10 protein-coding genes and 2 rRNA genes are annotated in these 12,948 nt (G+C 68.1%); 1 reads left to right on the top strand and 11 read right to left on the bottom strand.

The genetic code is table 11. The annotated features are described in order from the left end of the window. Positions 1-129: 129 nt before the first annotated feature. The 8 genes from FBY23_RS13310 to FBY23_RS13275 are packed head-to-tail and all read right to left on the bottom strand — an operon-like array spanning position 130 to position 7,702. Positions 130-615, bottom strand: a complete 486-nt coding sequence (locus FBY23_RS13310; protein ID WP_141798579.1) for an Lrp/AsnC family transcriptional regulator — start codon at positions 613-615, stop codon at positions 130-132. Then, positions 608-1,204: an NUDIX domain-containing protein gene (locus FBY23_RS13305; protein WP_141798578.1), complete on the bottom strand. Its 597-nt coding sequence runs from the start codon at positions 1,202-1,204 to the stop codon at positions 608-610. The genes FBY23_RS13310 and FBY23_RS13305 overlap by 8 nt, the downstream gene beginning before the upstream one ends. Continuing rightward, entirely contained in the window at positions 1,201-2,910 is a 1,710-nt protein-coding gene (locus FBY23_RS13300; RefSeq protein WP_141798577.1) for a CTP synthase, read from the bottom strand. The genes FBY23_RS13305 and FBY23_RS13300 overlap by 4 nt, the downstream gene beginning before the upstream one ends. A gap of 37 nt (positions 2,911-2,947) precedes the next feature. Beyond that, complete coding sequence (recN, locus tag FBY23_RS13295) at positions 2,948-4,702, bottom strand: DNA repair protein RecN (RefSeq protein ID WP_141798576.1); 1,755 nt, start codon at positions 4,700-4,702, stop codon at positions 2,948-2,950. Next, the gene (locus tag FBY23_RS13290; RefSeq protein ID WP_141798575.1) at positions 4,699-5,658 is read right to left on the bottom strand and encodes an NAD kinase; all 960 of its coding nucleotides are present in this window, start codon (positions 5,656-5,658) and stop codon (positions 4,699-4,701) included. The genes recN and FBY23_RS13290 overlap by 4 nt, the downstream gene beginning before the upstream one ends. After that, positions 5,655-6,488, bottom strand: a complete 834-nt coding sequence (locus FBY23_RS13285) for a TlyA family RNA methyltransferase (RefSeq protein ID WP_141798574.1) — start codon at positions 6,486-6,488, stop codon at positions 5,655-5,657. The genes FBY23_RS13290 and FBY23_RS13285 overlap by 4 nt, the downstream gene beginning before the upstream one ends. Continuing rightward, positions 6,488-6,670, bottom strand: coding sequence for a hypothetical protein (locus FBY23_RS13280; RefSeq protein ID WP_141798573.1), 183 nt, complete (start codon positions 6,668-6,670; stop codon positions 6,488-6,490). The genes FBY23_RS13285 and FBY23_RS13280 overlap by 1 nt, the downstream gene beginning before the upstream one ends. A 9-nt stretch (positions 6,671-6,679) precedes the next feature. Further along, on the bottom strand, positions 6,680-7,702 hold the full coding sequence (locus FBY23_RS13275; RefSeq protein ID WP_260805949.1) for an HAD-IIA family hydrolase: 1,023 nt from the start codon (positions 7,700-7,702) through the stop codon (positions 6,680-6,682). A gap of 50 nt (positions 7,703-7,752) precedes the next feature. Here FBY23_RS13275 and FBY23_RS13270 point away from each other — a divergent pair, with 50 nt between their 5' ends. Continuing rightward, positions 7,753-8,904, top strand: coding sequence for a DUF1015 family protein (locus FBY23_RS13270; RefSeq protein ID WP_141798572.1), 1,152 nt, complete (start codon positions 7,753-7,755; stop codon positions 8,902-8,904). Here FBY23_RS13270 and FBY23_RS13265 read toward each other — a convergent pair. The 3 genes from FBY23_RS13265 to FBY23_RS13255 all read right to left on the bottom strand — a co-directional run bounded on the left by FBY23_RS13265 (position 8,864) and on the right by FBY23_RS13255 (position 12,817). After that, a complete protein-coding gene (locus FBY23_RS13265) occupies positions 8,864-9,229 on the bottom strand; it encodes a single-stranded DNA-binding protein (protein WP_141798571.1) in 366 nt (121 codons plus the stop codon). The two genes, FBY23_RS13270 and FBY23_RS13265, sit on opposite strands and share 41 nt — an antisense overlap. A gap of 238 nt (positions 9,230-9,467) precedes the next feature. Beyond that, a 5S ribosomal RNA gene (gene rrf, locus FBY23_RS13260) occupies positions 9,468-9,584 on the bottom strand. 110 nt (positions 9,585-9,694) lie between these two features. Next, positions 9,695-12,817: ribosomal RNA gene (locus tag FBY23_RS13255) — 23S ribosomal RNA — on the bottom strand. Between the last annotated feature and the right edge of the window lie 131 nt (positions 12,818-12,948).

Genomic DNA, 12,948 nt, shown 5'->3' with positions numbered 1-12,948 from the left:
CCTCCTGGTCACGGAATCCGTCGCGGATTCCCCTGTGAAGAGAAATCATGAAGATCAGTCGAGCCACCCGCTAGTAGGTGAAGCGAAAATTCGCGCCCTGCCCGAGAACCCGGATCGGATCGTCGGCGATCAGCCCTGTGGCGCGCGTCGCGCCGAACCCTGTTCGGCGGGACGGCCCCGCAGGTGCTCGAAGATCAGGCTGGTCTCGGTCATCGCGACGTCACGGGTGCCGCTGAGGTGGTTCAGGACGAACTCCCGCAGCTCCTCCGAGCCGGCGGTCGCGACGTGGATCAGGAAGTCGTCCGCGCCGGCGAGGAAGTAGACGTTGAGCACCTCGGGCAGAGTCGCCATGGCCTGCGCGAAGGCGCTCAGCTCGCCCCGCGCGTGCGGGCGCAGCCGCACCGAGATCATCGCCTGCAGCGGCCGGCCGATGCTGGCCTGGTCGACCTCCGCGTGCGCGCCGCGGATCACGCCCCGCTCGAAGAGCGCCCGGACCCGGCCGTGGCAGGTGGAGGGTGCGATGCCGACCCGTGCGGCCAGCACGTTGTTGGCCAGCCGGGCATCGTCCTGGAGCTCGCGGACGATCGCCGCGTCGATCGGGTCCAGCTCAACCACGCGCGGCCTCCCGGTCGCGACGGACCTGGACGGCGAGCACCGCCTGCACGACCGGTCCGTCGGTCACGTCGCCGGCGAGGATCGCGTCGACCAGGTCGGCGAAGGGCACCCAGAGCACCTCCAGGTCGGCCTCCTCGTGGCGCAGCTCGAAGTCGCCGCGGTCGGCCGGTGCGAGACCCTCGGCCAGGTAGTAGTGGATCCGCTCGGCGGAGTAGCCGGGCGAGCTGAGCGTGGAGAGCAGGTGGGTCCACCGCTCCGCGGCCAGCGCCGCCTCCTCGCGCAGCTCGCGCCGGGCGACGTCCTCGGGGTCCTCGCCCGGGTGGTCGATCACGCCCGCCGGCAGCTCGACCAGCCGGGACTGCGCCGGGTGCCGGTACTGCTTGAGGCACAGCACCCGGTCCTCGTCGTCGATCGCCAGGACGACGGCCGCCCCCGGGTGCTCGAGCACGAGCCGCCGGAAGGGCTCCTCGTCCTCGGCCCCCGGACGGCGGATCCGGTCGGAGCGGAACGCGACGACCCACCCGTCTCGGTGCAGGTCGACACTGTCCTCGACCGGCCAGGACTCGGGGACGTCGCGCAGGTCGCTCACTCGTCGTCAGTCGGCTCGGCGTGCAGGTTCGTGTCGTCGATCTCGAGGCGCGTCTCGCGCTGCCGCTTGATCGCCGCGCCGACCAGGCCCGCGAACAGCGGGTGCGGGCGGGTCGGCCGTGAGCGCAGCTCGGGGTGGGCCTGGGTGCCGATGTAGTAGGGGTGCACGTCGCGCGGCAGCTCGACGAACTCGACCAGGTCGAGGTCGGTGTTGAGCCCGGAGAAGACCAGGCCGGCCTCCTCGAGCTGGGCGCGGTAGGCGTTGTTGACCTCGTAGCGGTGGCGGTGCCGCTCCTCGATCAGCTCGGCCCCGTAGACCTCGCGGGCCAGCGTCCCGCCCTTGAGGTGCGCCGGGTAGAGGCCCAGTCGCATGGTGCCGCCCAGGTCGCCGGCACCCTCGACGATGGACTTCTGCTCCTCCATCGTGGCGATCACGGGCTCGGGGGTGTCCGGGTCGAACTCCGTCGAGCCGGCCTTGGCCAGGCCGAGCTCGGTGCGGGCGTACTCGATGACCATCGACTGCAGGCCCAGGCACAGGCCGAGGGTCGGGATCTTGTTGTGGCGGGCGTAGGTGAGCGCGCCGAGCTTGCCCTCGAGGCCGCGGATGCCGAAGCCGCCGGGCACGCAGATCGCGTCGACGTCGGAGAGGTGCTTGGCCGCACCCGCCGGCGTCTCGCAGTCGTCGGAGGCGACCCAGCGGATCTCCACCTTGGCCTCGTGGGCGAAGCCGCCGGCGCGCAGCGCCTCGCTCACCGACAGGTAGGCGTCGTGCAGGTCGATGTACTTGCCGACCAGCGCGACGGTGACGTCCTCCTTCGGGTGGTGCACCCGGCGCAGCAGGTCGTCCCAGACCGTCCAGTCGACGTCACGGAAGGGCAGGTTGAGCCGGCGCACGACGTACGCGTCGAGGCCCTGGCGGTGCAGCACCTTGGGGATGTCGTAGATCGACGGCGCGTCGGCCGCAGTGACGACCGCGTCCTGGTCGACGTCGCACATCAGCGAGATCTTCTTCTTGATGCTCTCCGGCAGCTCGCGGTCCGCGCGGCAGACCACCGCGTCGGGCTGGATGCCGACCTGGCGCAGCGCGGCGACGGAGTGCTGGGTCGGCTTGGTCTTCAGCTCGCCCGAGGGGCCGATGAACGGCACCAGCGAGACGTGCAGGAAGAACACGTTGTCGCGGCCGATGTCGTGGCGGACCTGGCGCGCGGCCTCGAGGAAGGGCAGCGACTCGATGTCGCCGACGGTGCCGCCGATCTCCGTGATCACCACGTCAACCTGTTCGTCGCCGTACCCCATGGCGAGGATGCGGTCCTTGATCTCGTTGGTGATGTGCGGAATCACCTGGACCGTGTCGCCGAGGTAGTCGCCGCGGCGCTCCTTGGCGATCACCGACGAGTAGACCTGCCCCGTGGTGACGTTGGCGATCTGGTTGAGGTCGGTGTCGAGGAAGCGCTCGTAGTGGCCGATGTCGAGGTCGGTCTCCGCGCCGTCGTTGGTGACGAAGACCTCGCCGTGCTGGAACGGGTTCATCGTCCCGGGGTCGACGTTGAGGTAGGGATCGAGCTTCTGCATCGTGACCCGCAGCCCACGTGAGCGCAGCAGCCGACCGAGACTGCTGGCGGTGAGTCCCTTGCCCAGCGAGGAGGCGACGCCTCCGGTGACGAAGACGTGCTTTGCCTGCCGATTCTGTCCGCTACCGGGCGCCATGTTCACGGGATTCCATCCTACGTCATCTGTGGCTGATTCACCGTGCTCGCGGTGCGTTTCGCGCCAGCTCGAGCAGCTCGCGGGCGTGCGCGAGCGCGGTGTCGGACTCCGCGAGGCCGGCCAGCATGCGGGAGAGCTCCCGCTCCCGGCCCGCGTCGTCGAGAGTGACCAGGCCCGAGCTGGTGACCGATCCGTCGCTCGACTTCTCGACCAGCACGTGCCGGTCGGCGAAGGCCGCCACCTGCGGCAGGTGGGTCACGACGAGCACCTGGGCGTCGTCGGCCAGCTTGGCCAGGCGCCGCCCGATCTCCACCGCGGCAGCACCGCCGACGCCGGAGTCGACCTCGTCGAACACGAAGGTCGGCACCGGGCTGGTGCCGGCGAGGCAGACCTCGACCGCGAGCATGACCCGGGAGAGCTCACCGCCCGACGCACCCTTGTGCAGCGGCCGCGGCTCGGACCCGGTGTTGGCGGCGAGCAGGAACTCCACCTCGTCGAGCCCACTGCGCCCGAACCGCACCCAGCGCTCCCCGACCTGCAGCAGGTCGGCCGGCGGGTGGGCGGGGTCGGCCGGCGCCTCGGCGGCACGCGGCGAGACCCGGATGGTGACCACGGCGTGCGGCATCGCCAGCAGCGTCAGCTCGTCGGAGACCGCCGTGCCGAGCCGGCTGGCGGCCTTGACCCGCGCCTCGCTGAGCTTGCTGCCCGCCGTCGCCAGGTCGGCCCGGAGCCGGGTCGCCTCGGCGCTCAGCTCCTTGATCTTGTCGTCGGTCGAGTCGAGGTCGAGCAGCCGCATCGCCGACCTCTCGGCCCAGGCGAGCACCTCGTCGACCGTCTCGCCGTACTTGCGGGTCAGCCCGATCAGCGCCGCGCGCCGCTCGGAGACCGCGGCCAGCCGGTTCGGGTCGGTGTCGATGCGCGCGGCGTACGACGCCACGTCGGCCGCGACGTCGGAGAGCAGGTAGCTCACCTCGGCCACCCGGTCGGCCAGTGCCGCCGCCTCGGGGTCGTGGTCGCGCACGCCCTCGAGCAGTCCGCGCGCGGCAGCCACCGCGCCGAGAGCGTCGGGTGAGCCGTGCTCGCTGGAGAGCGCCTCGCGGGCCTGCTCGGCCGCGCCGCGCAGCGTGTCAGCGTGTCCCAGCCGCGCCTCCTCGGCGGCGAGCTCGGCGTCCTCCCCGGGCTGCGGCTGCACCGCGGCGACCTCGTCGACGCCGAAGCGCAGCAGGTCGGCCTCCCGGGCCCGTTCGCGCGCGGTGGCGACGACCTCGGCCAGCTCCTTCTCGGTGGCGACGAGCTTGTCGTGCGCCTTCGTGTAGGCCGTCAGCAGCTTGTCGAGCGCCCCGAACCGGTCGAGCGCGTTTCGCTGGGTCTGCGCCTTGAGCAGCCGGTGCTGGTCGGACTGGCCGTGCACCGCGACCAACGGCTCCGCCAGCTCGGCCAGGGTCGCGACGGGGACCGCGGCACCGCCCGCGAACGCCCGGGACCGGCCCTCGGCGCTCACGTTGCGCGCCAGCACCACCCCGTCGTCCTCGGCCTCGCCGCCGGCCTCCTCGACCGCCGTGACCAGGTCGGGCAGCGACTTCGCGGCGACCAGCCCCTCGACCCGCGCCTGCTTGGCGCCGGCCCGCACGGCGCCGCTGTCGGCCCGGCCGCCCAGCAGCAGGCCGAGCGCGGTCACCACCATCGTCTTGCCGGCACCGGTCTCACCGGTGATCACGGTCAGGCCGGGGCCCAGCTCGAGCGTCGAGGAGTCGATGACCCCGAGCGAGCTGATCCGGATCTCCTCGATCATGCGTCCTCCCCCCGGGCCCGCGCCTCCCGGCGCTGCTCCGCGGCACCTCGCCAGCCCTCCACGGACAGGCCGAACTTCGCCACCAGCCGGTCGGTGAACGGTGCAGAGTGCAGCCGGACCAGCCGGACCGGCCGCTGCCCGCGGCTCACCTCGATCCGGGCGCCCGGCGGCAGGTCGACGCTGCGCCGACCGTCGCACCAGAGCACGCCGGACCCCTGGTTGCCCTCGAGCACCTCGATCGCGATCACCGACGACGGCGCGACGACCATCGGCCGCGCGAACAGCGCGTGCGCGCTCAGCGGCACGATGCACAGCGCCTCGACCTGCGGCCACACGATCGGGCCGCCTGCGCTGAAGTTGTAGGCCGTGGAGCCGGTCGGCGTCGCGCACACGACACCGTCACAGCCCCACCGCGACAGCGGCCGGTCGTCGATCTCGACGACCACCTCGAGCATCCGCTCCCGAGCCGCCTTCTCCACACTGGCCTCGTTGACCGCGAAGGTCGAGTAGACGAGCTGACCGCCGACGTACGCCTTCACGTCGAGCGTGAGCCGGTCCTCGGTCCGGTACCGCTGCTCGACGATCGCCTCGATGGTCGCCGCCACGTCCTCGTGCTCGGCCTCCGCGAGGAAGCCGACGTGTCCGAGGTTGACGCCCAGCACCGGCGTCGAGCGCTGGTGGGTCACCTCCGCCGCGCGCAGGATGCTCCCGTCGCCGCCGATCACCACGGTCAGCTCGCAGCCGTGGCTGGCGTCGGACTCGGAGTCGGTCAGCTCGACCTCCGGGACGTAGGCGCCCGGCTCCAGGTCGAGGTCGTCGGCCTCGTGCCGCAGCAGCCGGACCACGATGCCGTGCCCCGTCAGCTCCTTGACGAAGGCACGCGCGACGTCGCGGGCCTCGGCACGCCCGGTGTGGGCGAGCACGAGCACCCGGCGCGGGATGTCGGCGGACGTCATGGGGTCACCTTCTCATCAGGGTCCGACGTTCCGCGGCGCACGATCACCGCCATGGACTCGTCGTCGATCGTCGCCGGCCCGTGCCGCAGCCACAGGAAGAACTCGACATTGCCCGAGGGGCCCGGCAACGGGCTCACCGTCACCGCCCGCGCGCCCCAGCCGCGCTCGGCGGCCGCGTGGGCCACACCCAGCACGGTCTCCACCCACAGCTCGGGGTCGCGGACGACGCCGCCCTTGCCGAGCCGGTCCTTGCCGACCTCGAACTGCGGCTTCACCATCAGCGCCAGGTCGCCGTCCGGCCGGGTCACGCCCAGCAGCGCGTCCAGCACCAGGGTCAGCGAGATGAAGGACAGGTCGCCGACCACCAGGTCCACGGGACCGCCGATGTCGTCGGTCGTCAGCGTGCGCACATTGGTCCGGTCGTGCACCACCACCTTCTCGTGCTGCTGCAGGGACCAGTGCAGCTGGCCGTAGCCCACGTCCACCGCCACCACCTCGGCCACCCCGGACCGGAGCAGCACGTCGGTGAAGCCGCCCGTGGAGGCCCCCGCGTCCAGCGCACGACGCCCTTCGACCTCGAGGCCGAGCGGGGTGAAGGCCGCCAGCGCACCCACCAGCTTGTGGGCGCCCCGCGACACGTAGTCGGGCCCGTTCTCGCCCTCCTTCACCACGATCGCGACGTCGGTCGTCACGCCCGTGGCCGGCTTGGACGCCACCACTCCCGCCACCTTCACCCGACCCTCGGCGATCAGCTGGGCGGCGCGCTCGCGCGACGACGCCAGCCCGCGGCGGACCAGCTCCGCGTCGAGGCGCAGTCGGCGCGGCGGCACTACGGGACGGCCGGTGCGGCCGGTGGGTTGTCGAGGGTCCGCCGGAGCTCGCCGTGCGCCTCCTCGAGCACACCCGCGTGCTCCTCGAGCGGACGCTCGGTCAGCCCCGCGACGAGGTCGAGCACCCGGTCGACGGCATCGATCCCGGTCGGCGTGGGCGCCGGAACTGGTACCTCGGTCATGGCCCGAGGCTACCGCGCCGCCGGGCCGGTTCCGGGGACGCGTGCCGCGGTGATGTCCGGCACCGTTCCCGTCCGGTCCCGGTGCGCCCAGGCCGTCGCCGCCGCCACGCGCCACCAGTCGTCGAGGCTCGCCCCGGCACCGGTCTGCTCCACGACCAGCCTCCCGTCGACCACCCGCCCGGACCACCCACCGGCCCGCCAGCCGTCCCCCGCTCGCTCGGGTGCCGCGTGGGCCTGCGTCAGCCCGCCGAGATCCTCCGCCACGTACGTCGGTCGCTCCCTCGGCGCCGCCGCCACCAGCTCCGCGAGCCCCGTCACGCCGGTGAGCACCAGCAGCGAGTCCACACCCGCATTGCGCGCCCCCTCGATGTCGGTGTCGAGCCGGTCGCCCACCATGAGCGGGCGCCGGCCGCCCACTCGCCGTACGGTCTCGTCGAGCAGCGGCCGAGCCGGCTTGCCGGCCACCTCGGGGCTCACGCCCGCGAACCGCTGCACCATCTCCACGAGCACGCCGTGGCCCGGCGCCACGCCGTACGTCGTCGGGATGGTCCGGTCGGTGTTGCTCGCCACCCACGGCAGCCCGTCGCGGATCCGCACCGCGGCGTGCATGATGTCGCGCCACAGCAGCTCGGGTCCGTACCCGCTCACCACGGCGACCGCCTCGGACTCCACGTCGACCGCCACCAGGCCGGCCTCGTCGAGCGCGCTCTGCAGTCCCGGGCCACCCAGGCACACCACCCGGGCGCCCGCTCCGAAGCGCTCCGCCAGGACCCGCGACGCGGCCTGGGCACTGGTCACCACGTCCGCGGGCTGGGCCGTCACCCCGAGGTCGCGCAGGTGCTCGGCGACCACAGCCGCCGACCGCGACGCGTTGTTGGTGATGAAGGCAACGCGCATGCCGGCCATCCGCGCCCGCCCGATGTGACCGGCCGCGCCGTCGACCGCCTCATGACCGATGTAGACCACGCCGTCCAGGTCGAGCATCGCCAGGTCGTAGGCCTCGGCCAGGGGATCCGCGGATGTGAGCAACACGTGCCCCACCTTGCCAGCCCGCACCACCAGCCGCTCCGTACGATGCCCTGATGGACGCAACCACCCTCGTGACCCCGCCCTACGTGGCCGGTCCGTTGCGTCTCGAGCCGTTCCCGGCGCTCATGCTCGCACCCGCCCGCGTGGGCAACCCGACCACCGGTCGCGCCTTCGCGCGCCCCTACAAGGATGTCTCGGCGCGCCTCCTCCGCTGGCAGGCCCGTGGCCTCGTGACGGCCGACGCCGAGCCCGCGCTCTACCTTCACGAGTACAGCTCCAACGGGATGACGGTCCGTGGCCTGGTCGGCGCGCTCGACGTCTCCCGCCGGGCCGCACGCGCCACGGACCGCGCCGTCCTTCCCCACGAGGGCATCCACCCCATCCAGGCAGACGAGCTCGCCGACCGGATGGACGAGATGCAGCTCAACCCCGCGCCGATCCTGCTGGTCCACCAGGGCAGTCCCCGCCTGCGCGAGGTGATCGCCGAGATCGCCCGCCGCGACCCCGACCACGCGTTCACCGACCGGGGCGGACAGGAGCACCGGATCTGGGCCGAACGCACCCCCGACACCCTCGCCGTGATCGCCGCCGAGCTGGCCGAGAGCCGAGCCCTCATCGCCGACGGCCACCACCGCTACGCGGCCTACCTCCGGCTCCAGCGTCGTCGCGTCGGCGATCCGACCGGCCCCCGCCCCACGGACCTGGGCCTGGCCATGCTGGTCGACCAGACCGACACTCCCCTGTTCCTCGGCCCGATCCACCGCACCCTGAGCGGCACGTCCCTCGAGGACCTGCGCGACGCCGCCGAGACCCTCGGCCTCGAGTACAGCGAGCAGGCCCAGTCCGACGCGGTCCACGCCCTGTCCTCGTCCCGTCTCGCGGCCACCGACGGTGTGCGCTGGGCGGTGATCGGCCTGGGCATCGACGCCGACGAGGCCGCGGTGGAAGCGCTCCACCACCGGATCCTCCCGGCACTCCCGCACGGACCCGCCGCGATCGCGTACCACCACACGGTCGACGACGCCCTCGGCGGCGCTCGTCCCGATGCCATCGCGGTGCTGATGCCGGCACCCTCGGTCGACCTCGTCATCCGGGTCGCGGAAGCAGATCGGCTGCTTCCCGAGAAGGCGACCTCCTTCCAGCCGAAGCCGAGCCTCGGCGTGCTCATCCGCTCACTGCGCGACGCACCAGTCGAGCCGTCCTGACCTCGACCTCCATCCGCGACGCGGTCTGCCCGCCCGACCGGTAGAACCGGCGCCGCAGCGCGCCCTCCACGCCGACGACGTCACCGGCCCGCCAGGTGCGCATCGAGCGACGCACCTTCGACGACCAGCCAGCGAGCTCGACGACGTCCACCGACGGCCCCTTGCGTCCAGACGCCAGTGTCCGCACCGCCGCACGCGGCACGATCAGCCGGCACGTCCACAGCCGGTCCCCGCTCGGCAACACCCGCTCCTCGGGATCGGCCGCCAGCCGACCGCTGAGCTGCACCGTGTTCGCCGTCTCCGACTCCACCACGTCCCTCGTCATCCTCCGACCACCTTCGCGTCATCGGGGAGCCCCACTGGCTCACCCGAGCGACGATCCTGCGGAACAGCTCCGACACGACTGTGCCGTGCCGGCGGACGCTGGGGACAACGTCGGGCGAAAGGCAGCCTGGGGACGACCGACGGCTCCGAACATCACCCATGTGACCCACGAGGCGTGAACTGAGCCCAAAAAGCACTCAGGGCCAGCACATATATGTGCTGGCCCTGAGCCAATGTTTGTCCGGCGGCGTCCTACTCTCCCACATCCTCTCGGTTGCAGTACCATCGGCGCTGGCAGGCTTAACTTCCGGGTTCGGGATGGGACCGGGTGTTTCCCTGCCGCTATGGCCGCCGTAACTCTATGAACCCCTGTCTACGACATGTATGTCGGGGTTGGTCATCTTCATGTGGACGCGCGCACCAACACAGTGTTGTCTTGTGCTTGTTGAGTGTGTTGGGGGTTTGTTGTGGCAAGTCTTCGGCCTATTAGTACCGGTCGGCTGGGCATTACTGCTGTACACCTCCGGCCTATCAACCCAGTGTTCTGCTGGGGGCCTTAACCCACAAAGGGGTGGGAAACCTCATCTTGAAACGTGCTTCCCGCTTAGATGCGTTCAGCGGTTATCACTTCCGAACGTAGCCAACCAGCCATGCACCTGGCGGTACAACTGGCACACCAGAGGTTCGTCCATCCCGGTCCTCTCGTACTAGGGACAGCCTTTCTCAAGTTTCCTACGCGCGCGGCGGATAGGGACCGAACTGTCTCACGACGTTCTAAACCCAGCTCGCGTGCCGCTTTAATGGGCGAACAGCCCAACCCTTGGGACCTACTCCAGCCCCAGGATGCGACGAGCCGACATCGAGGTGCCAAACCATCCCGTCGATATGGACTCTTGGGGAAGATCAGCCTGTTATCCCCGGGGTACCTTTTATCCGTTGAGCGACGACCCTTCCACTCGGAGTCGCCGGATCACTAGTTCCGACTTTCGTCCCTGCTCGACATGTCTGTCTCACAGTCAAGCTCCCTTGTGCACTTACACTCAACACCTGATTGCCAACCAGGCTGAGGGAACCTTTGAGCGCCTCCGTTACATTTTGGGAGGCAACCGCCCCAGTTAAACTACCCATCAGGCACTGTCCCTGAACCAGATCATGGCCCTAGGTTAGACATCTAGTACGACCAGAGTGGTATTTCAACGATGACTCCACAACCACTGGCGTGGCTGCTTCAAAGTCTCCCACCTATCCTACACAAGCCGAACCAAACACCAATGCCAAACTATAGTAAAGGTCCCGGGGTCTTTCCGTCCTGCCGCGCGTAACGAGCATCTTTACTCGTAGTGCAATTTCGCCGAGTCCATGGTTGAGACAGTAGGAAAGTCGTTACTCCATTCGTGCAGGTCGGAACTTACCCGACAAGGAATTTCGCTACCTTAGGATGGTTATAGTTACCACCGCCGTTTACTGGGGCTTAAATTCTGAGCTTCGACTTGCGTCTAACCCGTCCTCTTAACCTTCCAGCACCGGGCAGGAGTCAGTCCGTATACATCGTCTTACAACTTCGCACGGACCTGTGTTTTTAGTAAACAGTCGCTTTCCCCTGGTCTCTGCGGCCTCCGGCGCTTCCCCAGCAAGTGGGTACACGCCTCGGGCCCCCCTTATCCCTAAGTTACGGGGGCATTTTGCCGAGTTCCTTAACCATGGTTGTCTCGATCGCCTCGGTATTCTCTACCTGATCACCTGAGTCGGTTTCGGGTACGGGCGGCTCATGGCTCGCTAGAGGTTTTTCTCGACAGCATAGGATCACCCACTTCGACATAAATGTCTCGGCATCACATCTCAGACTCACCCACCAAAGGGCTGGGACCCGGATTTGCCTAAGCCCCGTCCTACATGCTTACCCGCCGTCTACCATCGCGGCGGTTGGGCTACCTTCCTGTGTCACCCCATCGCTTGACTACTACCGGATGGGATCCCACGCTCCACACCAAGCCCTCACCCCGAAGGGATCAGTACGAGGTGCTTCGGGTGGTTAGCATCACCGGGCTCGTCATGGGCGCCATTTCGCCGGTACGGGAATATCAACCCGTTGTCCATCGACTACGCCTGTCGGCCTCGCCTTAGGTCCCGACTTACCCAGGGCAGATTAGCTTGACCCTGGAACCCTTGATCAATCGGCGCACGGGTTTCTCACCCGTGATTCGCTACTCATGCCTGCATTCTCACTCGTGTCACATCCACACCTGGATCACTCCGGCGCTTCACCCGTGACACGACGCTCCCCTACCCAGCTCCACCCCTGGACGCCCCTCAAGGAGACGCCTGGGTTGAATGGAACTGCCATGGCTTCGGCGGATGGCTTGAGCCCCGCTACATTGTCGGCGCGGAATCACTTGACCAGTGAGCTATTACGCACTCTTTCAAGGGTGGCTGCTTCCAAGCCAACCTCCTGGTTGTCACTGCGACTCCACATCCTTTTCCACTTAGCCACCTCTTAGGGGCCTTAGCCGATGGTCTGGGCTGTTTCCCTCTCGACTATGAAGCTTATCCCCCACAGTCTCACTGCCACGCTCTCACTTACCGGCATTCGGAGTTTGGCTAACGTCAGTAACCTGGTAGGGCCCATCGGCTATCCAGTGCTCTACCTCCGGCAAGAAACACGCAACGCTGCACCTAAATGCATTTCGGGGAGAACCAGCTATCACGGAGTTTGATTGGCCTTTCACCCCTATCCACAGGTCATCCCCTCCATTTTCAACTGAAGTGGGTTCGGTCCTCCACGCCGTCTTACCGGCGCTTCAACCTGCCCATGGATAGATCACTCCGCTTCGGGTCTAGAACACGCGACTCAAACGCCCTATTCGGACTCGCTTTCGCTACGGCTACCCCACACGGGTTAACCTCGCCACGTATCGCTAACTCGCAGGCTCATTCTTCAAAAGGCACGCTGTCACCCCAAAGGGCTCCAACGGATTGTAGGCACATGGTTTCAGGTACTATTTCACTCCCCGCCAGGGGTACTTTTCACCTTTCCCTCACGGTACTGGTCCGCTATCGGTCATCGAGGAGTATTTAGGCTTAACGGGTGGTCCCGCCAGATTCACACACCATTTCAGGGGTGGCGTGTTACTTGGGAAATGCTGAACACAGCCAGACACTGTCGTCTACGGGGCTATCACCCGCTACGGCACCGCTTTCCAACGGACTTCGACCTCGCGTCTGGTTTCTTACTGCGCGCCATCCCGGCAGAGACAGCAACAACACTCCCACAACCCCCACACCGCAACGCCTGCCGGCTATCACACGACATGGGTTTAGCCTCATCCGATTTCGCTCGCCACTACTCTCGGAATCACTTTTGTTTTCTCTTCCTACGGGTACTGAGATGTTTCACTTCCCCGTGTTCCCTCCACACATCCTATTTTATTCAGATGCGGGTAACTGGACATGACTCCAGCTGGGTTTCCCCATTCGGACATCCCCGGATCAACGCTCGGTTGCCAACTCCCCAGGGCATTTCGCAGGCTCCAACGTCCTTCATCGGCTCTCGATGCCAAGGCATCCACCATGTGCCCTTAACAACTTGCCCACAACAAACCACCAACACACACAACAAACACCCCACCACGAACACCCAGAATACAAGGCCCGCAGCAGAGCATCCATGCAGTCAGTGGTCCTCATCACAAGACGTGTGGTACAAACCTGATAAGAGAACAC

It is taken from the genome of Nocardioides sp. SLBN-35, from assembly GCF_006715725.1.
Lineage (GTDB): Bacteria > Actinomycetota > Actinomycetes > Propionibacteriales > Nocardioidaceae > Nocardioides.
Note: the sequence above shows the minus strand (reverse complement) of the source record. Positions and strands in the feature narration are given on the sequence as shown.

Coding starts and splice junctions, on each gene's coding strand:
- FBY23_RS13300 (WP_141798577.1), bottom strand. CDS start 2,910: ATGGCGCCCGGTAGCGGACAGAATCGGCAGGCAAAGCACGTCTTCGTC.
- recN (WP_141798576.1), bottom strand. CDS start 4,702: ATGATCGAGGAGATCCGGATCAGCTCGCTCGGGGTCATCGACTCCTCG.
- FBY23_RS13270 (WP_141798572.1), top strand. CDS start 7,753: ATGGACGCAACCACCCTCGTGACCCCGCCCTACGTGGCCGGTCCGTTG.
- FBY23_RS13265 (WP_141798571.1), bottom strand. CDS start 9,229: ATGACGAGGGACGTGGTGGAGTCGGAGACGGCGAACACGGTGCAGCTC.
- FBY23_RS13290 (WP_141798575.1), bottom strand. CDS start 5,658: ATGACGTCCGCCGACATCCCGCGCCGGGTGCTCGTGCTCGCCCACACC.
- FBY23_RS13280 (WP_141798573.1), bottom strand. CDS start 6,670: ATGACCGAGGTACCAGTTCCGGCGCCCACGCCGACCGGGATCGATGCC.